The organism is Chryseobacterium taeanense (assembly GCF_900099685.1).
Classification (GTDB): domain Bacteria; phylum Bacteroidota; class Bacteroidia; order Flavobacteriales; family Weeksellaceae; genus Chryseobacterium; species Chryseobacterium taeanense.
Genome location: NZ_FNDW01000012.1, coordinates 122,815 through 144,053, shown reverse-complemented (window position 1 = coordinate 144,053; position 21,239 = coordinate 122,815). Strand labels below are relative to the sequence as shown.

Here is a 21,239-nt window from a genome sequence, read left to right as displayed (position 1 = left end):
CCCATTCCGAACACAGAAGTTAAGCCCACCAGCGCCGATGGTACTGCTAACGCGGGAGAGTAGGTCGCCGCCAGTTTTTTTAAAAACCTCATACAGTAATGTGTGAGGTTTTTTTGTTTGTTATATACCCTAAGGGAAAGTAATATTTTTACTACATACTAAAAGCCGTACTGTTGCCTACAACCCGCCTATTTATACTTCAGCCTATCACCCTAGCCTCGATAGTAGCGGTTACCCCACAGCGGGGAATGAAAGAAAGGCCTTCGCCCTGGAAAAGCCCTGGCGCGAGGAGTATGAGCGGATAGCGAGAGGAAGCTCCTGAATAATTAAACTTTAATATATAAAGCCAGTGTGAAAATATGTGTAATATGAGCTTATAATTTGCGCCCTTTAATTAAAAGTTTATGAAGGTAGATACTTAGACTTGTTCTTTTATAGAAATAAAAAAACCTCCGGTAGATCCAGAGGTTGTAAGTTTTCCTTAATTAGAATATCCGATCAATTCTTCTTTTTTTGAATTGTAAATTCTGTATTCTAAATATTTGAAAGAGTCTCGTGGGACAATGGTTACCCATTTTTTGTACTTTACGAACCATTTCATCTGAATGCTGTTTAATCCTTTTGTGAGATACGCTTCAACGAATGGATGTACATGAAGGTAAAGTTTTCCTTTTTCCTTCTGCATGATTGTTCTCAGGGTTTCACCCATTCTTTCTACGATAACGATCGGAGCAACGATTTCTCCGTCTTTATTCGGGTTTTCTTCTTTAGTATCGATCTGTTTTTCCGGACGGTTTCTTTGTCTGGTAATTTGTATGAGTCCGAATTTGCTTGGTGGAAGTATCTTGTGGCGGGCTTTATCACGCTTCATTTCTTCCTTCAGGTGCTCATATAGATCTCTTCTGTGTTCCGGGTTGGTCATGTCGATAAAATCAATTACAATGATTCCACCCATATCACGGAGACGCAGTTGCCTTGCGATCTCTGTTGCTGCCATTTTGTTTACATTCAGGGCATGTTCTTTATTTACGGAAGCTCCTGTTGTAATGTTGTTTCCGGAGTTTACATCGACTACGTGTAGTGCTTCTGTATGTTCTATGACAAGATAAGCGCCTTTTGAGCTGGGAATATTGACGTGTTTTCCAAAGCTTTGTTTGAGCTGTTTTTCAACATTATAGTATTCCAGAAGTGGAATGTGAGAATTATAAAAATGAACAATATTTTTTCTTTCCGGAGCAATTACTTCCAGATAGTTTTTCATTTCATCAACCATTTGTTCGTCATCACAGGTGATACTTACAAAATCCTGGTTGAAATTGTCTCTCAAAATAGCTGAAGCTTTATCATCTTCACTTAATACTCTGGACGGAACTTTGTTTTTCTGAATATTTTTAAAAGTGGTTTCCCATTTCTGAATGAGCTGATTCATGTCGTTGTGGAGATCCGCAACTTTTTTTCCTTCTGCTACTGTTCTGATAATCACTCCAAAACCTTCAGGTTTAATACTTTCAATAAGTGTTCTCAGTCTTTCTTTTTCTTCAGAACTTTTAACTTTTTTTGAAATAGATACTTTATTGTCGAAAGGGATAAGTACTAAAAAGCGACCTGTAAGCGAAATCTGGGTAGATATTCTCGGCCCTTTTGTCGAAATAGGCTCTTTGGTAATCTGTAGTAAAATAACGTCATCTTTAGCAATGACTTTGTCTACGGTTCCGTTTTTATCTATTTCGCGCTGTATCTCAAAATTTTTTAAGCTTGAAGAGCTTTGCGCTTTGGAAATAGTATCCTTCAGAAATTTCCTGTAGGTAAGATATTGAGGTCCAAGATCCTGATAATGCAGAAAGGCATCTTTTTCATAGCCTATATTTACGAAGGCAGCATTCAGATTGGGTGCCAGTTTTTTTACTTTTCCGATAAAAAGATCACCAACTATAAAGTCACTTTTGTCCTCTTGCTCATGAAGTTCACATAGTCTTCCGTCTTCCAGGAGTGCAATCTTCGTAAGATCATCCTCATGCGAAACTATTAGTTCTTTCTTCATTTTGTTGTAAGATAAAAATTGTTAAGAAGGTAGAAAAAAGCTATATATTTCATCATATAAATTTATCCTTAAATTAAGAATTAGTATTGAATGAATAACATTTTTTTTGATAAAATATAAAATCCTTTCATTGACATCTTAATAGTTACAAAACAAAATATAGTCGGTGAATGTTTAAAAAATTAAAATCACCAACTATATTATATATTATAAATCTCAGGAATGAGATTATTTTTTCTTATGTCTGTTTGCTCTTCTTCTTTTCTTTCTTTTGTGAGTTGCAACCTTGTGTCTTTTTCTTTTCTTTCCGCTTGGCATAATTATAATTTTTTAGTAACTAGTTAATATTCAGTTAATTTTCTTTTGTTTTAACTTTTGTTTTTACTTTCTCCACAAAAGATTTTGATGGTTTGAAAGCAGGAATGTTATGAGCAGGGATTACAATTGCAGTGTTTTTAGAGATATTTCTTCCCGTCTTAGCTGCCCTTGTTTTAATGATAAAAGATCCAAAACCTCTCAGATAAACATTATCTCCATTATACATGGAAGTTCTGATTTCCTGCATAAAAGCTTCTACAACTTTCTGTGTTTCATTCTTTTCGGTTCCCAACTTATTTGAGATGGTGTTTACCAATTCAGCCTTTGTCATTTCCTTTTTTAATTTTAAATTTTAGGTGTGCAAATTTAGTTAAAAAAATTGAATATTAGCAAATTAGTGGTAAAATATTTTTCGTTAAGAGATTGAAAATTTAATGTTTAGTCTGTTTTATGAAATTATTAAATTACTCTTACATACTCGAATTGTAGTATCCGTTCTCCACGCAAAAGCGTATCAGGTGAAGTTTTGTTTTCAAACCGAGCTTTTCCGTAAGGCGATTAATGTAGGTATCAATGGTTCTTGTACTGAGGTTCAGCTTTTCACCAATTTCTTTATTGCTGAAGCCTTCATAGCAGAATTTCATGAGCTGGATTTCAGTTGGCGAAAGTTCTTCCTGGCTTTTCTTCTGCCGATCCATATATTCCATAACCGCCAATGGCTGCTGTTCCCAATTTTTGGTATAAGCTTCGTAATCGAAAGTATCTGATGTGATTTTTCCTTTAATAATGTCTTTAATTACATTACTTTTTTTCTGACAGTAATAAATGTTGGGAATTCTAGAAAGTATTTCGGCCATATCTTCCTGATAAGTTCCGGAATAGGTGATGATAGGTGTTTCGGTATTGCTTTTCCGGATATATTTTATAGCTTCAAGTCCGCTGAGTACAGGCATGAATAACTCTACAATAAAAACGTCTTCCTGCCTTCTGTAATTCCTGCTGATAAGCTCATGACCGTTGTTACAGTCATTAAGAAGCATATAGAACGGATTTTCCATAAGCATTTTGATTAATATTTTTTTAAAATAAAAATCACTGTCTGCAATAGAGAACCGCACAGTATTGGTCAATAATTTGCTCACTTTAATATCGATTTGGTGTGTGATGATTAAAAAATCAGATCACTAAATTATGAAAATAAGATTAAAGTGAAAATTAATCTTAATTTAATTGGAAAAAATAATATTATGTAACAGGATTATTTAAATTTTGTGAATAAATTATTTTTTTATAATTTCACAGACCAAACAAATCACAAACTATGTCTTCGAACCGGGAGAAAAAACTAAACAAAGCTGACGTAAGGATAGGCATTTGGAAATTTGTTCTATCATTTATCGTTTTATCAGGTGTTTCTTTCATCTGTGTATTTTTCTTTTTTAAAAGCTACGATATTCAACGACAAGGGATCAGAAAGGAGGCAGACAATTACCGCGATCTGCTCACAAGAAGTGATCTTCTCAGAATTCACGTAGACAGTATTCTTTACCGTATGGATCAGCTCGACATCAACAGAGTCGAAAATGACATATTCCTGAAAAATTCTATTATGGATGATATCCGAAACGCCAGAGACGTTATGGGTAAAGATACTGCCGATAATTTTAAGCATTATTCTATTCTCATGAAACAAATAGAGCCTATGCTTGCCCTTAAAAAACAAATCATTGATGTTTCTTATAAAGAGCAGGTGGCAATCAGAGATTTGAGTGAATGTAAGGGTAAAATAGGGGTTATAAACAATGAACTTAAAGTAGATCCTACCAGAAAGTTTTCAGGATTAAGACGAAGAAGATAAAAACAAATCGTATGCAGGGACAAATTACATTATCAAAAAAAGAAAGGCATTATCAGTTTTTATATTTGATCGTAATGCTTTTAGCGGCAATTATTTTTCTGGGAATCATATTTTTAAAAGGTTTTGAATCCCCTTTTTCAGATGAAGACATTGTTTCTGTACAAAGTCTTGAGGAAAAAGCCAAATTCGATCAAAAGCAGAAACTTTCATTTAAAACACTCGACAGTACTTTTTCCATGATTAATAAACTCACGGATGAAACCCCACAGGCTTTTGCGGAAAACAATATTATGTATGGAATTAATGATGTAATCAACTATTTTCAGAACGGAGAAAATATCAGTGATATCAGAAAAGAAGCTTATCCTCAGATTGCAAAATTTTATAAAATGTATTTCAACGACAAAAAAATAATTTCCAGCAAAACGGAGAATATTAAGAGCTTTGAAAAACAGTTTCAAGAATGTTCCATCGGATTTAAAGAAAAGAAAAGCCAGCTCTTTCAGCGGGAGACGGCTTTGAAATCAAGGACTCCGTAAGCTTATAATTCCACATCAGGGAATCAATTATAAAACACCACAACACACACATCACACAATAATTAACTATGAATTACTTTCAGAAAAACAAAAAAAACATTATTATCGGTGTTATAGCAACATTGCTGATAGCGGCACTCGTCGCACTGTGGCTGCAGAAGAAAGTGATACACTCTTCCGATGATATAGTCGGGGTCGTTTATCCGTCAACATTAAAAGTGGGAGACACGCTTTCCTTTGAAGACAAAACTCAGTTTGCCAAAACAAAAAGATGGAATTTCGGGGACGGAACCACCAGCGATAAAAGCAGTGGTATTCATTTTTACAATAAACCGGGATATTATCAGATAACACTCATCATCGACAACAAGTATTCGAAATCTTTCCCGGTTATGGTTTCCTCGAGAGCGCTTCCAAAGCCTCAAGACAGCGTAAAAACAGTCACGATGATTGATGCTCCTTCACAGGCGATGCAGTTTGAGAATGTGCAGTTCCGCGCTATTTCCGAAGGAAAACAGTTTACCTGGAAATTCGGTGAAACGGGAAATATTGATTCCAAAGATAAAATGGCGATCTATTCTTACAAAAAACCAGGAGATTATATCGTGACACTCTACACAGATGAGAGTGAACAGCCAATTCTCCATCAGATTAAAATTCTTCCGGCTTACGACGCTTTGGAAGAGGAAGTAAGCGTAGAAGATACCTATGCTAAAATTGATAATGATTTTAAATATCATCTTCAGCAGATTGCCTACGGTAATAGCTTCAATATGCATTATAATTATCTGTTGAGAACCTATCTCTGCAATAATGAAAATACGGTCGTAAAAGTGAATGACAGTAAAGTCAACAATTTTTATATGTATTGCGCAGGGCTTCAGTTTGATAAGAATAATGTTATTCAGACCGTTAAAGTAAATTTTGATGATGCGCAAAACTGCGTTACCAAAGTAGACATCAACCAAAGCAAATAATATTCGTCCCATTTCGGGATTCACACCATCATAAAATATTAAAAGGATGAAAAATAAACTTCCTCTAGCAGCATATTATATCGGAATTTCGGTATTACTGACCGCGTGTCAGGTAAAATTACCGTCTAAAAAAACGCCCGAACCTGCACATTACGGACAGGTTGATAATTCACCTGTAGTTAATGGCTTTCCTAAAAAAGCAGTTCCATGGATTGCAATTTCTGATCGCTCCAGAAATACGCCTTATTTGGATAAAAGTGATGAAAAATCATATAAAGAAGTTAAATTTCTCGAACCACTAATGGTTTTAAAGCACAGAGACGGCATGGTAAAAGTAGCGGAATATATTCCTGATGCTTTAATGAAAAAAGTTTCGTCTAAACAAGTGAAAATCTATGGTTGGATTCCCGAATCTGATCTTCTTCTTTGGAGCAACGCTCTGAAAAATGAAAAGACAGGTTTTCCAGTGAGAGTTGCCGTTGTACCAAGTAACAGCGAAGTCATCAGAAATTCTGAAAGATATTATAAAAACGACTCCATCATGGTGTTCAATTCGCCGAGTCTTATTGAGCAGGCTAATGTGAAAATCCCAAACGGACAGATGGTTTATGTCTATAAGCAGGCGGAAAATAACAAAAGATTTCTTGTTGGGAAAAAACCTTCCATCGATATAGACAGTATAGGCACTAGCCTCTATGGTTGGGTAAGCTCAAACGTGATTTCTACGTGGGGCGAACGTTCTGCCGTTAAAATGAAAAATACCACAGGAATTACAGAAACTATGCTGGGAATTCACGAAGGTAACCCGGGAGGAAATGATTCTGAAAGCAAAACAGCAATCCTCCTGACAGATGTGAATAAAAGAAGACCACTTGAAAATATTTTCCCGGTAACTTTGCCTCTGAATGAAACACCGACTCCGGATTCCAAGACTAAATATTTCACCAATGTTTTAGATTACAGCAAAAATTACGTTTTCAATGTGCTGGGAGAGCCGATTTATTTTGATCGATACAGAGAGATCACAGAAAAAAACAAGAAAATAAACATTGTGTTTACATTGGATATCAGTGCTCCCAATGCGCCATACGCTCCGATTGTAAAATCGCTTTTACAGGATTTGCAATTAAGATTTGAAAAGCCTTCTTATTTTAATCAGGTGAAATATGGTGTGGTTTTATATAAAAATAATCCATGCGGTGATAATGTAGCAGTTTCTCCTCTGAATACAGACTACAGTAAAATTACCACGTTTATCGATCAGAAAACCAATGAAATGAATTGCGCCAGCAACAGCGGGTATCAGCCGGTAAGTGAAGGCTTGATGGCTGCAGGAAATCTTCTGTCCAACTTCCCGGATGAAACCAATATCGTTGTTACCGTAGGAACTTCGGCTGCACAGAGCGGAAATATGTATGGCGTAATCAATTCACTCACACAAGCTCAGGCAAGAGTTATTATGTTCCAGACAAGTGCCAGATCATCTGATACTTACAATGATTTTGTATTGATGGCTGAAAATGTTGTTACCAATACCGCTAAAAATATAGCTGAACTCAAGAAACAGAAAATCATCAATCAGAATGATGTTTTAACGAAAAATAATTTTAATCTGGTAGAAGGTGACGAAGGTTTCTTCTCACTCGATTATCCTAAGCAGAGTATGTCTCAGGGGTTTGTTATTTTCCCTAAAAAAGGAGACATCGCAGCGCCGGGTTATCTTAAAAAATCAGTGGACAGCCTTATTGCACAGGTCACACTGGATAATACGAACCTGGATAAATCTTTGAATGACTACTTCCACTCATCAGTGGGAGCGGGCAGAACAGATGTTGACCTGAAGTATAAATATCTTTTTCCGGGGCTTACCAACCCTGTTCCTGCCGGAATTGCTGCACAGCTGATTAATTACGGAAATCCGTTTTTGGTGAAAGGGTATATTCCGAAAGAACTGAAAGACTATAAACCGGGAATTGAAAAAGGAATTCTGATTTCTGAAAAAGAATATGACAATTTAAAATTATTTTACACAGAAGTTTACCAGAAAACAGGAGCTGAAAGAGCCGATTTCAACCAGGCAAGAGCAGTCAGGGAATTTGTGAAACTCTTAAAAAAATACAATCCGACTTTAAAATTCTTGGATAAAGGTGACCTTTACAAACAGCCCATGTCGTATGCGGTAGGAGTAAGCACAGGTTTTGATAATTCAGAAGAAGAAATCATGTCGAAATATATGCTGAAAGGCTGGAAGAAATCTAAAATTATAACGAATGAAACAGCCAGAACGTATTTCCGTCATTATAAAGATTTAGCTGATAGAATGCTTTCTCACAGGAATGATCCTGCGGTAAAAATTCAGCAAAATGGACAGACTTTCTATTGGCTGAATGAATACTTTATGCCTACAATGCTACCCACCGAACAACCGGAATATACTAAGCATTAAGAACTTAATTATAAAAAAGCGGAATTAATTTTCGCTTTTTTTATTTTTTCTAATGTAAATTTTTTATCTTTGACATTACCCAAACCAAAATATTATGTCACAGCAATCATCTCCACATGACGGCAAGCATTTCGTCGTACAGAAAGGCAAAGCCCAATGCAATCAGGGAGATCAGTTTCCCCAGCATAAAGTTACTTCCCATAAGAAACATTTTTGGAATGATTCAGACGGAAACGCAGATTTTCTTGGCGTAACCGAAGATGATCTTCAGTTCAATCCTCCAGGTCCCAGTTTTGGAAAATGTAAATTAAAACCTTCTTCAGGAGGAAATTTGCCCTGTTCTTATGCGCCTGCAGGAAAATGGCAGAAAACATATGATAAAGTAAAAATCATGGGTAAGAAAATTGTTACTGAAGTATCTGAGCTACAGTGTGTGGTAGGAGGGAAAATTACCATCAAAGATCACGGTCAGAGAGGAGAGATGAGTAAAAAAAGTGTAAAAAATGCTGATAACAAAACGGTGCAGCATATTAATCCGCTTGTAAAAATGCAGGACTATAAAGAAACTGTCCTGGAAAGTGAAATTGATGCTTACTAATTAATCTTAAAAAACACTTTCTATGTCTAAAAAAGGAGTTTCAAAGATTTCAGGGAATCCAACCCCGACGATTGGCGAGAAAACCACCTATATGGTCACAGGCTGGTATCCTTCCACACACGCCGCTGAGAGAAATCCTGCTTCAGTTACCTGGGAACTTTTTAAAAAGAGATCCAACGGAAGTTTTACAACGACCAATATCACAAAAAAAGGAGACGGGAGCTTTACATTCGGTGAAGTTGCTGCAAAAAATACATATCGATTGGAAGCTTATCTTCATGAGCCGGAAGGAAGTGGCCCAACAACTATCGATATTAATCCACAGCCGGCAGGAATTCCGCAGATTAGCAAAGTTGAACTTCGGTACACAGATGATTCTCCCGGAACTGTTTTCAGCTATACCGAAAAGCTGGTTGCTAAAGCTCAGTGCGTAAATCTTACGGGAAAGAAGCTTTTATTTACGCTTTGGGAAGATGATGCTTCGGGAAACGGGCATAATTCAGATAATCTTTTTGTAGACAGTAGGGAAGCTATTGTTGACAGGACGGGCACCGCAAATGCCGAATTCGTATTAACCAAAGCTTTAATGCAGAAAGCTTCTCAGGGAGAAACGGATCCTAAAAAACTTGAATTTTATGTTACCGTAGAATACTACAGCGATAGAAAGCACGCCACCGTTAATGTGAATGTTAATAATCCTGAATACAGCGAACCTGTTCAGGGAACACAAAATTCAAATCATACTCAGCAAAATTCAGGAACACCGGTATCACAAACAAATCAGCAGCCTGCTTCAAAAAAAGAAGAAAACGCAGTGGGAGATAACACCATACAACCTGATGCGGTGAATGAAACCAAAGGAACCATTGAGCCTGAGCAAAGACCTACTGTACAAACTCCTGAAGGAAAAACAACAAGTGTTGTGCAGGAACCCCAAACAGAAAGCCTTCTCGATGCTTATTTTGCAAAAGAAGAATTCACACAGGAAACCGATGAAACTGATGGTAATTATACCTATACTTTTGCAGGGAACAATAATAATATAAATAAAGATACTGTTGCACAGATTATTAAAGGCAAAGTAGATCCGGCAATTAAGAATGATAAAAAATATGCCAAGCTTGAAACGATTAAAAACGCACTCACAAAAACATCTTATGCAAAGGGTGAAACTATTTCTTTTGTTTTGAATAAACTTGGTGCCGTATTAGTAAGGGTAAACAGCGCACCACTGGAAGAAGAACTATATCTGGTAGCTACTACCATGCTTCTTGATGGCAAAGAAGTAAGTATAAATATCAAAGAAAAAGAACCTTTATTAGTTGAAGAAAATGCCAGTCTTCCTGTTTTGGAGGCAAAAGAGAACGGGAGCGAAATGACTACCCTTAAAGCAGTGGCCCAAAAAGGAATAGCTAAAGTTAAAATAAAACTACGTCCACAATCAGATGAGACACTAAAAGAATGGAGAGAAAAGCTCAGTGGTAAAAAAGACGGAACTTACGTCTATAAATTCGGTGGAACCAATAATACAGCTACTGCAGAACAGAAGAAGAGAATTGCGGGAATTATGGCAGACAAAATAAAAGACGAATTAGCCGGACAGGAAAAATTTGCCAAAGTAGACGCAATCGTAAAAGTATTAACCAAAGAGGTCTACCATAAAGATGAAGAAGTGACTTTTGACGTATTCAAAAAAGTAACTGAATTTCTCTGGCTAAAAGCAGAATGCACCGGAAATATTAAAAAACATGAAGGAGAATTCCTCAAAAAAGAAGGTGCTTATTTTGAAGTTGCTAAAAAATGCCCAAGATGTGAAGCGCCGATTACCGTTGAAGAATTTAATAAAATGTACCCGGATGTTGCCCAGCTTTTCAATAAAGGAACAAACAGTTTCGGCTCACCGACGATTGAAACTTTCCTTACCTCATTAAACAAAACTTTAAAAGAATTTAAAATAAATACCTGCGTTAAAAAAGCATTTTTCCTTACTCAGATCACGAAAGAAACGGGTTACTTTTCACGAGCTGACGAAAACCTTTATTATACAACAGAAGGAGCTTTGCATAGCTTCTGGTCAAGAGAAAGTCATCCGAGATTGTATTCTAATCCCAGTGAGTTTTTTAAAAATCCGGAAAAGCTGGGAAATTATGTCTACAGAAATGTTGCTGAAAACGGAGATGAAGCCAGTGGAGACGGCTATAAATACCGAGGAAGAGGTCTTATCCAGATAACAAGAAAGAAAGGATACAGAAGGTTCGGGGAATATGCTGGCAAAGATCTTGTGGCTGACCCTGATTTGCTGCTGAGCGATCTGGATCTTACCACCCGATCTGCAGGATGGTACTGGAAACATGGCGTTTTATTGAGTAACGGTAACGAAAAAGATCTGAATACAGTTGCTGATAAAGGTGATTTTAAAGAAGTAACAAGGCTCGTGCATGGCTCTACCAATGATGTTGCTGCAAGAGAAACAATTTTAGCAAAAATAAAAGAAGTTCTGAGAACCGATGAATGCCAGGCGACCGCTTTAGGTGATGCCGATGTGGAATATCATATCCAAAGTACAGGAGAAATTCAGTATAAATACAAAAATGAAAAGAGAGAAACGGCTGCCTATTTTTACCATGACAGTGCAGGCAATATTCATGATTTAGGTAAATATAAATTGGTAAAAACAAAAGAAAACTATGGCGGGGTTTACAAAGATAAACTCGGAAAAGACACCGAAAATATTTATTTAATTGATATCCGAACCGTAAAACATCAATACAGAAAAGATTCTGTAGGTTTTACATTAACTATCAATACTTCCCGTTATTACATGAATGATGTCACCATGGCGGCACTCTTTGGCGCGTTATTAGAATGCAATTATGATGATTTTGTATTTAATGGTTTCAGTAATGAAAAAGGAGAATCTGTTGGAGGAAGTAAGTCTCATAAAAATGGGATGAATGGTGATTTAAGATACCTTCGTACGGATAAAGAAGGGGGAAAAACCGATCTCTTCAGCAGCAGTGAAGCTACCGGATGGAAAGGGCTTGATGAGACAAGACAAAATACATTTAATGATGCCTTGTATAAATTTGGCTGGAAAAGCATGCTCTCACAGAATTATGGTGAAAGAGATGAAAAGATACTGAATCACTGTACCAATGATAAAAATAGAAATCATAATGACCATTTGCATATTCAGGGATTTTCCCCAACTTTAAAAGAAATTTAAAATGAAGTTTATTCTTTGTCTGCTATTTTTATTTCAGATTAAAACCTGTAAATCAGAGCCAACCACTCCGTCAAAAAATCAATTTTCTTCGGTTAGCAGAATCGTGGAAAAACCACAGGAGTCTTATATTATTAACTCCGTAGACCAAAATGCTGTTGGTAAAAAAATTGATGACAGTGAAAAAATTAAAAAATTAAAAAATATATTAAAACAGTCCTTTGAAAGAGAAATAGAAAGACCTTATATGTGGGATATTTTTGTAGGTTCTAATGATTCACTATTGCAGTTTTATCCTTACAGAAATTTCAAGATTAATAATACTCCATTTACATCTTATTATGCTAAAATAAACTACGAAGACGGCAATTATCAATGCATAATATTGGTTAATGAAAATTCAGATCAGCTTTACAACAGTATGATTGTTTTTGAAGATTTGAAATCCGAAGAAAATTATCAGAGATATTCTGAAGTGAAAGGAGACAAGATTGATGTGTTTATGAAAGGTCCGAAATCGAAAAGTCTTGTATATCAAGTGAAGGATGGTGCCTTTTTAGATTATTTTGATGCTCAGAAAGTTGATGAAAAATGGGGCAAGCAAAAAGATAATTTTGAATACCAACTGAAAGGCAGTACAAACAATCATCTGAAAAACGGATATTGGATTGAGAAAAAATATTCGATAGACTATAATAAAAATATCATCGAAGACGGAAATTACGTCAATGGCCAGAAAGATGGTGAATGGAATTATTCTCCCGAAGGGCCGGTCGATAAAATTGAAGTGTACAAATCGGGTAAAGTTGTAAAAGTTTATTATCCTTAAAAATTTAACAATTAAATTATAATAAGAGGCTGTGTTTTTCATGGCCTCAATTTTTTTGAAATTAATTTTACAGAATATATTTTAGATCAAAAAAATATGTATTTTTAGTTTAAAATTTGGTTTTGCTTGCGGTAAAGCAATTTCTATTGAAAAGAAAAACTTTATGATTAAGAATAATATTATCATTTTTTGTCTTTTGGTCGCAATTATGATGGTTGCCTGTAAAAAAGATCAACACAATAATCATAAAAATATAAAAGATTCTGCGGCGTATTCTCAAACAATGGGTGACGATGTGAAACCTGTTCAGAAAACACATCCCGTGCAAAAAGATTCTGCAGCCAATGAAGATAATAATGATAAGACAACGCTGCCGATCTCTAAAAAAACAGTAGACGGAACTTTTACAGCTAATAATTGCGATGGAGGAAGGTTTTCAATTGAATTTAAAAATAATGACGGAAAAGCCACTTTTAAAATTTTAGATAAAAAGAAAATTATCGCTGCCGGAAATGTTTCTTCTGAAACCGATGAAAAAACAGGTGAGATTACTACGGTTGTCATGGGCGAAATTGCCGGTCTGTACGATGGCGACAAGATTACCATCCAGAATTACGGGAATTCTATGAATGAATTCGATCACTTTACACAGTGCGGAGATAAGTATCTGGAGTTTACCAAAGTAAAGTAATTTTAGCCTGATTTGCTAATTATGATAAATCGTTAGGTTAAATCGATGTTATTTAGACAGGATATGTTTTAAAATTATTTCTGAATGTATTCTTGAATTTTCTATAAACCAGAGATGAGTATCTTTCCCACCACACACGACACCAGCCAGATAAAGCCCCGGAATATTAGTTTCCATCGTTTCGCTGTTGTACAAAGGATTCAGGCATTCTCCCTGCAGTTCGATTCCGGAATTTCTTAAGAAGTCGAAATCGGGAAGATAACCCGTCATTGCCAGCACAAAATCATTTTCAATTTCTTGAATTTCACCATATTCATTTTTAAAAATAACCTTTTTTTCTTTAATTTCAATTAATTGCGAATTAAAATGAGCGGTAATGCTGCCTTCCGAAATTCTATTTTCTATATCAGGCTTTACCCAATATTTCACGCTTTTTGAAATTTCCGAATGACGGATAATCATCGTTACTTCCGCACCTTTTCGGTACGTTTCCAAAGCCGCGTCCACTGCTGAGTTGCTTGATCCTACAACAACTATTTTCTGTTTTGCGTAAGGATAAGGTTCGGTGTAATAATGTTTTACTTTAGCAAGGTTTTCACCCGGAATATTCATCAGATTTGGAATATCATAGAAACCTGTTGATATAATAACATTTTTAGCAGAATATTGTCCTTTTGTAGTTTCAATTTCAAATAAATTATTTTCCCGGGAAACTTTTTCTACTTTCTCATACAGATTAATATTGAGATCTCGCTGTCTTGCAATGCCCTGATAATATTCCAGTGCTTCCTGTCGTCCTGGTTTTGGTGCCGTAGAAATAAAGGGAATTCCATCTATTTCCAGTTTTTCTGCGGTAGAAAAGAATCTCATGTACAGAGGATAATTGTATAATGAATTTACAATCGTTCCTTTTTCAATGATGAGATAGCTGAGTTTATTTTTCTGTGCTTCCAGCGCACAGTTCAGTCCGATAGGTCCGCCACCGATGATGATGATGTCAAAAGTCTCCATAGCACAAAATTACAAAAAACCAATAAGGAAAGGGCTTTATTGTCGACAATTCATGAATCGAAAAGTTCTAAACCTTAATGAAATTTAATCTAAAATTTCAGCCAGCTTTCGGGTGAGGTTTTTTCTGGAAAACTGTTCAATACTCTGGGTGTTTTTCAGAAGATTTCCATTTTTCCAAAGATCAAATTTCTCCAATATAAATTCTTTTACCATTTGAGAATCGTCATAGCTGAAATGTTTTCCAGCCTGCGTTTCATTTAAAATCCTGGAAACATCCGCATCATCAGGACCAAACGAAATAATTTGTTTTCCTGTTGCCAGATATTCAAAAATTTTTCCCGGAATAATTCCTTTTGACGAATCGTTTGGAAAGTTAGTAATCAGTAATAGATCTGAATTCTCCATCTCTTTGACAGCCTTATCGTGAGATAGGTATCCGAGATTATTAATATGTTTTTTTAAAGCAGAGTTTTCTATGGTCTGTAAAATTTTATCATCAATTCTTCCCGCGAATTTCAGGATGAAACTTTTAGCAAAACTGCTGTTTTCCTGTACAAGATCGTCAAGAACCTTCCAGAGGTTTTCAGGATTTCTCAGCTGTTCGAGAACGCCGATATAGCTTAACGTAAAATTTTGCTGGTCGGTATTTTTGAGAGTCTGTGTGACTGAATCAGATTCATCAAATCCGTTGGTGATACAAAACGAGTTTGCTCCTTTTTTTCTGAAGTTTTCAGCGTCGGTATAGCTTGTCGCAAGGGTAATATCCGCATTTTTAAAAACTTCACTTTCTAATTGACGATGCTTATTATCGGAACTCTTTGTTAATTTTAAATGTTTGTAATAAGAAATCTCCGTCCAAGGATCGCGGAAATCGGCAATCCATTTCAGTCCGGGATTTTTTTTCTTCAGGTTTAAACCAATCAGGTGCAGGGAATGCGGCGGTCCGGAGGTAACCACTACATCAATTTTATTTTCTTTTAAATAATTTTCTAAAAATGTAACGGAAGGTTTTACCCAGAAAACTCTTGCATCCGGAATGAAAAAATTACCTCTTACCCAAATGGAAAGTCTGGATTTCCAGCTTTGATTTTTCCCTACATCAAACTGTCCGGCCTTGAACTTTTTATTGCTTTTGTTGAGTTTTTCTGCCAACTGGTAAGGTTCCCAGATTCTTGTTTTTACAATCTCAATATCTTTCGGAACATCTTTCACTAAGCTTTCATCCAATAGCGGATAACTCGGATTTTCTGGTGTATAAATCACCGGCTTCCATCCAAATTCAGGCAAATATTTAGCAAATTTCAGCCATCTCTGAACGCCCGGACCTCCCGCCGGTGGCCAGTAATAAGTGATGATGAGTATTTTTTTTTGAGAGTTCATTTATAACTATTTTTAACCGCAAAAGATGCAAAAGTTGCCTGTTGTTTTAGTTGTTCAAAAGAGAGCAAATCTCAAAGAATACCATTTTGCAAACTTTTGAATAAACTTTTCAATGTTATCTTCTTTTGTTTCTTTTGCGGTTAAATGAAATATTATTGTTTAGTCGTATTGATCAAAGTACTTATTTATAAATGTCTCCTGACCAAAATGATAAATATTTTTAACATTAAAATTTACAAGAATTCCCTTTGGAACTTTTAATAAATTGATGTAATTTATAATCTGAGCTTTATGGATTTCCAAGATAGATGATACGGATTTTATTTCCAGAACAATTAAATCTTCTATTAAAAAATCGCATTTAAAATCACAATTTAAATTTTCATCTTTGTAAATCACAGGAATTTGAAATTCAGATTTGTATTCAATATTTCTTAATTTAAATTCCTTTTCCAAAGCTCTGTGATACACAATTTCTGCCAGTCCTGCACCCAAGATCTTATGAACCTCAATACAGGCTCCGTTAATTCTATATGTAAGATCGGTTATATACTTTTGGGTAATCATCAATATACAGCTTTTTCAGACTTTTGAAACTCTAAAATACTAAACAGTCTCAACTTGCCTTTTACCTCTTTTGCGGTAAATAAAATAAATTCCGGCGCCGCTCAAAAGAATAAATAATCCGAAGCAGATTAATGAAATCCATTTTCCTTTTTCAATAACTTCAGGTTCGAAAACCATTCTGATATCGTGATTTCCGGCAGGAACATGCACGGCACGAAGAAGATAATCTGCCTTGATGTAAGGAACTTCTTTTTCATCAATGAATAACTTCCATCCGTGAGGATAATAAATTTCTGAAAATACCGCTAATTGCGGGGTTTTTGACTGAGATTTGAATTCCAGTTCGTTCGGCTGATATTTCGTTAAATTGATATAAGCTGTTGAGTCCGCCTGAACCGTTTTCCCGTCAAAATATTTTTTATCTGAAGAGGAAATAACGGCAGTTTTTTTACTGTCAATGACCCCGATAGATTTAATTTCCTGGTTTGGCGATTCCACAAATTTAAGATCACTAACGAACCATGCATTTCCGTTGGCTTTAGGATTTGGAATTGCCTGTGGTTGTTCAGGACCACCAACAACAAGGTATTTTGTATTTAAAAGATTTAGAATATTCGGAACTTTTACAGAATCCATGATCTGGAAATACTCATTAATCACGTCATCATATCTTCTCAGTTTTACAGCGTGATAGCCTCCGATGGAAGATTTAAAATAAGAAGTATTAGTCTCACTGAATGTCCCTAAAATATTATTGAAAATCCTGTAATGTGTTTTGTCTTTTTCAGCAATGGTTTCCAGCGTTTTGTTGACATTTACGTTCGCTAAGATCGGTTCAAGATTCGGATTTCCCTGAACTTTTTCCACCATAAGATCTGAACTTTCTGTCTGGAAAGGATTCTCTGCGAAAATTTTATCTACATAGTTGTCGTCGTTTAAATAGCGCTTGTTTACCGTCCACAAATCAAATAAACTTACGACTCCAATGATTACCAAAGCAATATTTTGATTTAATTTCTGCTTTAAAACCATGAATAAAACACCTACTGCAATCGCAACATAAATAAATGCTTTGATAGCATCAATCCTGAATAATTTAAATCTTTCCTCAACTAAATAATCCAAAAGAAACGGAGGAAGATAAGTTTTTTCGTTTTCGGTATGAAACCCTAATAAAGATTTTCCGAAAAACAGTAGAATTAATACAAAACCTAGCGTTCCGCCACCAACATAGAGAAGGATTTTCTGTTTGTATTCTGTTGTTAATTCTTTATCGTTAAAAAATCGATATAGTCCGATTATTGCGATTAATGGGAATAATAATTCCACCACAACCAAAATAGAAGAAGGTGCTCTGAATTTATTATAAAACGGAACAAAATCAATAAAGAAATCGGAGAGCGCCATAAAGTTGCTTCCCCAAGCTAAAAAGATAGTCAGAACCGTTGCTCCGAGGATCCAGTAGCGGTATTTTTTCCAGGCAAAGAAAAATCCTAAAAGTGCCAGAAAACATACGATTGCTCCCTGATAAGCAGGTCCTGAAGTTCCCGGCTGGTCGCCCCAGTAGGTAAGACTTCCGAAACCTTTTGAAATTCTGTCCATTTCAGCCTGTGAACCTACGTTTTCCTGAACGAGTTCCTGAACTCTATTCATCATCTCTTTTCCTTCAGGTTCCTGGCTTCCGCCTCCCATCAGTCTTGGTATGAAAAGATTTAAGGTTTCCAGTTTTCCGTAGCTCCAAAGAAGCATACTTTCCTTGTCCATTCCTGATTTTCCCTCAGTATGGCTATCATTGGTTAAAATCTGCTTTCCACGAACAGTTTCTTTGATGTATTCGGAGTTGGCCATGATTCTTTGGGAATTCATTCCGACACCAATCAGGCATGAAGCGGCAATAATTCCTGATGAAATTAAAAAATGTTTCATCGGTATTTTCTTCTGAATCGCACGAATCAATTCAGATAAGAATAAAAATCCTAGAGCAAGGAAAAGATAATACGTCATCTGCGGGTGATTGGCCGCAATCTGAAGTCCCATAAATAGGGTTGTGACGATAAATCCCCAAATATATTGTTTACGTATGTAGACCAGTAAAATCCCGGCCAGAAGCGGCGCGAAATATTCTATTGTATTGATTTTACCGTTATGACCTGCAGCAATGGCAATGTAAAAATACGTGGAAAGACCGAAAAAGGTAGCTCCCAATAGGGCATATTTCCAGTTTCTGACGGCAACCATTCCTAAGAGGAAAAAGCCGGCGAAGAGCAGGAAAATATAGTTGACCGGCCTTGGGAAAAAGTTCAACTTAGAGTCTATTTGTTTAATAATATCTCCCTTGAACTGGCTTCCCATCTGGTAGGTAGGCATTCCTCCAAACATAGAATCGCTCCAATACGTTTCTTTTCCGGTATCGGCTCTGTAGTCGAGAAGTTCTTTCGCACCTCCTCGATACTGCACGATATCATGCTGAAAAAGTTGTTTTCCTGTAAAAACAGGAGTGGAGTATAAAAATGCTAAAACGATAAATACAACTAATGAAATTGCAATATAAATCAGGTTTTTATTTTTCGCCATTTTGATGGTTATTATCTTTTATTTTCAGAATTACCTTTATCATTACTGTCTTTTACCTCTTCATAATCTACGGTTTCAGCATCCCAGTTGATATGTTGATTGTTTTTATTTGAGTTTTGTATATCCTGCTTATTATTTTGATTATTGTTATTAAATCTATAACTATAAAATCTTTTAAAGAAAATCCTTTTAAGGATATTCCATACAAAGAAAATAATAATGGCAGTAAGTACCAGCTCAAAAATATATTTCATAATAATTAAATGTTTATGGTTGAGAGTTAGAGTTTGTTGAAACTTTATCCCTCAACCTTAAATTCTGAACTTTTTATTTTGCAGTTGGATTTACCATCACAGAAGAATTTGAAACGCTTTTCATCGACTGAGATTCTTTCCCGTTTGAAATGGTTTCAATCTGTGTTGTTTTCACAGAAATATTCTGATTGTTGATCCAACCTGTGTTTTGGTCAAATTTTATGGTTCCGTTTTGTGACAGTTCACTGCTTAGGCTGTGTGTAATTTCACCCTGATTCTGTTTTTCAACTTTTTTAGGGATGCCTCCTGTAACGCCAATTTCTGCAATTCCGTTTCCTACACTTTTAAGAACGTAATTGGAGGTTACTTTTATTTTACCCTGCGCATCTGCGTTTTCACTGTTCGTCCATTTTTCTCCTACTTTCACCCCTTTTCTTGGAATAATCGTGAGGTTTTTATTGAACTGATCTTTCAGGACCTTTTCATTAAATGATTCTTTCAGACTCGCAATGATGCTTTCTTTCTGATTTTTATCTTTAACAATGTTTCCTACAGAAGTTGCTACTTTATTATAAACAGGATCAAAACCTGTTATGGAGATCACATTCCCACGTGTGTCCATTTTCATGCTTAATTTATTTCCGGTAAGCGCTCTGTTGATATTCCAGATCATTTTAAGATCATCTTCTTTCGGTAGAGGAAGTTTGGTATCTACAACCACCGTTTTACCTTGTGAGGTCTGCGAATTTCTTTTGGAAATCAGATTTAAAGTCATATCATAAACATTTCCTTTAATATCATTTACAGTGAAAGACATCTCGTCTGTAGACTCACTGGTTGCATTCAGTGTTTTCCCGGTAGGGTCAGTCATGGTTTTGGTATCTCTCTGATACGTTGTTAAAGGATAGGTTTTTCCTTTTTCCAGTTTGAAAGTCTGCTTATAAATCCCTGCTGAATCTTTAATGGCAGGATTTTCTTCTACTTTTGCTACAGAGTCTGCAGGAACTTCTACCGTGATTGTTTTTCCTGTTTTAGGATCTACTTTTGTGATTTTTGCCGTTTCTTTTTTATTACATGAAACGAGGGCTATGGTTGATATTAGCGCTAAGGCGACTATATTTTTCATTTAATTTCTTTTAAATTTAACTACTTAAATAATACTACAAGCTTGAGTTTGCTGTCATTTTCTGTCTTACTGCCTCATATAAAATAGCGCCACACGCTACAGAAACGTTCAGAGATTGTGTTTTACCCTCGATAGGAAGTTTTATTTTTTCATCAGCGTGATGTAAGACTTCTTTTGAAATTCCGGTTTCTTCATTTCCCATGACAATAGCGCAAGGCTCATTAAAATTAACATTATAAATTAATTTTTCTGCCTTTTCGCTGGCTGCAAATACCGTGATTCCGCTTTGCTGAAGAAAATCTACCACGTGTGCTAAATTGGGAGCTTTACAAATTTTAACATTATATAGTGCTCCCGCAGAGGTTTTTATGGCATCTGAATTGATCGGCGCAGCGCCTTTTTCAGGGATGATGACAGCGTCTACACCTACACATTCAGCAGTTCTGCAGATTGCTCCAAAATTTCTCACGTCTGTTAATCGATCCAGAATAAGTAAAAAAGGTATTTTTCCTTCTTCAAAAAGTTGAGGAATAATATCTTCCACTTTATGAAAAGGAACATCAGAAATAAAGGCAACAACACCCTGATGATTTTTTCTTGTAAAACGGTTCAGTTTTTCAACCGGAACGTAGTTGGGACGGATTTTATTTTTAGCCAGAATGGCTTTAAGTTCAGCATAAATAGGCCCTTGCAGTGCATTTTGCACGAAGACCTTATCAATTGTTTTTCCCGCTTCAATCGCTTCAATCACGGGACGCAGCCCGAAAATAAAATCGTCTTTTTTATCTGTCATTTTAATAATTTAAT

The 21,239-nt window shown here is 35.8% G+C and carries 18 protein-coding genes and 1 rRNA gene; 9 read left to right on the top strand and 10 right to left on the bottom strand.

Annotated elements, in window-relative coordinates:
- Positions 1-76: ribosomal RNA gene (gene rrf, locus BLR30_RS18105) — 5S ribosomal RNA — on the top strand; the annotation flags it as partial.
- A 405-nt stretch (positions 77-481) separates the two neighbouring features.
- Here the strand turns inward: rrf and BLR30_RS15380 are convergent.
- The 3 genes from BLR30_RS15380 to BLR30_RS15370 all read right to left on the bottom strand — a co-directional run bounded on the left by BLR30_RS15380 (position 482) and on the right by BLR30_RS15370 (position 3,501).
- Positions 482-2,041 carry an Rne/Rng family ribonuclease gene (locus BLR30_RS15380; protein WP_089860854.1) on the bottom strand — a complete coding sequence of 520 codons (1,560 nt, stop codon included), beginning with the start codon at positions 2,039-2,041 and terminating at the stop codon, positions 482-484.
- A 352-nt stretch (positions 2,042-2,393) separates the two neighbouring features.
- Positions 2,394-2,690, bottom strand: a complete 297-nt coding sequence (locus tag BLR30_RS15375) for an HU family DNA-binding protein (protein WP_089860850.1) — start codon at positions 2,688-2,690, stop codon at positions 2,394-2,396.
- 139 nt (positions 2,691-2,829) lie between these two features.
- A complete protein-coding gene (locus BLR30_RS15370) occupies positions 2,830-3,501 on the bottom strand; it encodes a response regulator transcription factor (protein WP_089860848.1) in 672 nt (223 codons plus the stop codon).
- A gap of 179 nt (positions 3,502-3,680) precedes the next feature.
- On the opposite strand from BLR30_RS15370, the gene tssO reads away from it, so the two are divergent.
- The 8 genes from tssO to BLR30_RS15330 all read left to right on the top strand — a co-directional run bounded on the left by tssO (position 3,681) and on the right by BLR30_RS15330 (position 13,520).
- Positions 3,681-4,217: a type VI secretion system TssO gene (gene tssO, locus BLR30_RS15365; protein ID WP_089860846.1), complete on the top strand. Its 537-nt coding sequence runs from the start codon at positions 3,681-3,683 to the stop codon at positions 4,215-4,217.
- Positions 4,218-4,228: 11 nt separating this feature from the next.
- Positions 4,229-4,756: a type VI secretion system transmembrane protein TssO gene (locus BLR30_RS15360; protein ID WP_089860845.1), complete on the top strand. Its 528-nt coding sequence runs from the start codon at positions 4,229-4,231 to the stop codon at positions 4,754-4,756.
- A 68-nt stretch (positions 4,757-4,824) separates the two neighbouring features.
- The gene (locus BLR30_RS15355; RefSeq protein WP_089860843.1) at positions 4,825-5,733 is read left to right on the top strand and encodes a PKD domain-containing protein; all 909 of its coding nucleotides are present in this window, start codon (positions 4,825-4,827) and stop codon (positions 5,731-5,733) included.
- Between the two features lie 46 nt (positions 5,734-5,779).
- Positions 5,780-8,179 carry a type VI secretion system protein TssR domain-containing protein gene (tssR, locus tag BLR30_RS15350; protein WP_089860841.1) on the top strand — a complete coding sequence of 800 codons (2,400 nt, stop codon included), beginning with the start codon at positions 5,780-5,782 and terminating at the stop codon, positions 8,177-8,179.
- Between the two features lie 94 nt (positions 8,180-8,273).
- Complete coding sequence (locus BLR30_RS15345; protein WP_089860839.1) at positions 8,274-8,777, top strand: DUF4280 domain-containing protein; 504 nt, start codon at positions 8,274-8,276, stop codon at positions 8,775-8,777.
- Between the two features lie 22 nt (positions 8,778-8,799).
- Positions 8,800-12,003 carry a glycoside hydrolase family 19 protein gene (locus BLR30_RS17935; protein WP_228400781.1) on the top strand — a complete coding sequence of 1,068 codons (3,204 nt, stop codon included), beginning with the start codon at positions 8,800-8,802 and terminating at the stop codon, positions 12,001-12,003.
- Between the two features lies 1 nt (position 12,004).
- The gene (locus BLR30_RS15335) at positions 12,005-12,829 is read left to right on the top strand and encodes a hypothetical protein (protein ID WP_089860837.1); all 825 of its coding nucleotides are present in this window, start codon (positions 12,005-12,007) and stop codon (positions 12,827-12,829) included.
- 163 nt (positions 12,830-12,992) lie between these two features.
- Positions 12,993-13,520: a hypothetical protein gene (locus BLR30_RS15330; RefSeq protein ID WP_139164644.1), complete on the top strand. Its 528-nt coding sequence runs from the start codon at positions 12,993-12,995 to the stop codon at positions 13,518-13,520.
- Positions 13,521-13,568: 48 nt separating this feature from the next.
- On the opposite strand, the gene BLR30_RS15325 is transcribed toward BLR30_RS15330, so the two are convergent.
- The 7 genes from BLR30_RS15325 to rlmB form a co-directional block, all read right to left on the bottom strand.
- Positions 13,569-14,531, bottom strand: a complete 963-nt coding sequence (locus BLR30_RS15325; protein ID WP_089860833.1) for a YpdA family putative bacillithiol disulfide reductase — start codon at positions 14,529-14,531, stop codon at positions 13,569-13,571.
- An 84-nt stretch (positions 14,532-14,615) separates the two neighbouring features.
- Positions 14,616-15,911: a glycosyltransferase family protein gene (locus BLR30_RS15320; RefSeq protein ID WP_089860831.1), complete on the bottom strand. Its 1,296-nt coding sequence runs from the start codon at positions 15,909-15,911 to the stop codon at positions 14,616-14,618.
- 159 nt (positions 15,912-16,070) lie between these two features.
- On the bottom strand, positions 16,071-16,478 hold the full coding sequence (locus BLR30_RS15315) for a GxxExxY protein (RefSeq protein WP_089860829.1): 408 nt from the start codon (positions 16,476-16,478) through the stop codon (positions 16,071-16,073).
- A 39-nt stretch (positions 16,479-16,517) separates the two neighbouring features.
- A complete protein-coding gene (locus tag BLR30_RS15310) occupies positions 16,518-19,052 on the bottom strand; it encodes a glycosyltransferase family protein (protein WP_089860827.1) in 2,535 nt (844 codons plus the stop codon).
- Between the two features lie 11 nt (positions 19,053-19,063).
- On the bottom strand, positions 19,064-19,306 hold the full coding sequence (locus BLR30_RS15305; protein ID WP_089860825.1) for a hypothetical protein: 243 nt from the start codon (positions 19,304-19,306) through the stop codon (positions 19,064-19,066).
- A 73-nt stretch (positions 19,307-19,379) separates the two neighbouring features.
- Complete coding sequence (locus BLR30_RS15300) at positions 19,380-20,432, bottom strand: DUF6263 family protein (protein ID WP_089860823.1); 1,053 nt, start codon at positions 20,430-20,432, stop codon at positions 19,380-19,382.
- Positions 20,433-20,466: 34 nt separating this feature from the next.
- Positions 20,467-21,225: a 23S rRNA (guanosine(2251)-2'-O)-methyltransferase RlmB gene (gene rlmB / locus BLR30_RS15295; protein WP_089860821.1), complete on the bottom strand. Its 759-nt coding sequence runs from the start codon at positions 21,223-21,225 to the stop codon at positions 20,467-20,469.
- Between the last annotated feature and the right edge of the window lie 14 nt (positions 21,226-21,239).

Coding starts and splice junctions, on each gene's coding strand:
- BLR30_RS15380 (WP_089860854.1), bottom strand. CDS start 2,041: ATGAAGAAAGAACTAATAGTTTCGCATGAGGATGATCTTACGAAGATT.
- BLR30_RS15375 (WP_089860850.1), bottom strand. CDS start 2,690: ATGACAAAGGCTGAATTGGTAAACACCATCTCAAATAAGTTGGGAACC.
- tssO (WP_089860846.1), top strand. CDS start 3,681: ATGTCTTCGAACCGGGAGAAAAAACTAAACAAAGCTGACGTAAGGATA.
- BLR30_RS15360 (WP_089860845.1), top strand. CDS start 4,229: ATGCAGGGACAAATTACATTATCAAAAAAAGAAAGGCATTATCAGTTT.
- BLR30_RS15355 (WP_089860843.1), top strand. CDS start 4,825: ATGAATTACTTTCAGAAAAACAAAAAAAACATTATTATCGGTGTTATA.
- tssR (WP_089860841.1), top strand. CDS start 5,780: ATGAAAAATAAACTTCCTCTAGCAGCATATTATATCGGAATTTCGGTA.
- BLR30_RS15345 (WP_089860839.1), top strand. CDS start 8,274: ATGTCACAGCAATCATCTCCACATGACGGCAAGCATTTCGTCGTACAG.
- BLR30_RS17935 (WP_228400781.1), top strand. CDS start 8,800: ATGTCTAAAAAAGGAGTTTCAAAGATTTCAGGGAATCCAACCCCGACG.
- BLR30_RS15335 (WP_089860837.1), top strand. CDS start 12,005: ATGAAGTTTATTCTTTGTCTGCTATTTTTATTTCAGATTAAAACCTGT.
- BLR30_RS15330 (WP_139164644.1), top strand. CDS start 12,993: ATGATTAAGAATAATATTATCATTTTTTGTCTTTTGGTCGCAATTATG.
- BLR30_RS15325 (WP_089860833.1), bottom strand. CDS start 14,531: ATGGAGACTTTTGACATCATCATCATCGGTGGCGGACCTATCGGACTG.
- BLR30_RS15320 (WP_089860831.1), bottom strand. CDS start 15,911: ATGAACTCTCAAAAAAAAATACTCATCATCACTTATTACTGGCCACCG.
- BLR30_RS15315 (WP_089860829.1), bottom strand. CDS start 16,478: ATGATTACCCAAAAGTATATAACCGATCTTACATATAGAATTAACGGA.
- BLR30_RS15310 (WP_089860827.1), bottom strand. CDS start 19,052: ATGGCGAAAAATAAAAACCTGATTTATATTGCAATTTCATTAGTTGTA.
- BLR30_RS15305 (WP_089860825.1), bottom strand. CDS start 19,306: ATGAAATATATTTTTGAGCTGGTACTTACTGCCATTATTATTTTCTTT.
- BLR30_RS15300 (WP_089860823.1), bottom strand. CDS start 20,432: ATGAAAAATATAGTCGCCTTAGCGCTAATATCAACCATAGCCCTCGTT.
- rlmB (WP_089860821.1), bottom strand. CDS start 21,225: ATGACAGATAAAAAAGACGATTTTATTTTCGGGCTGCGTCCCGTGATT.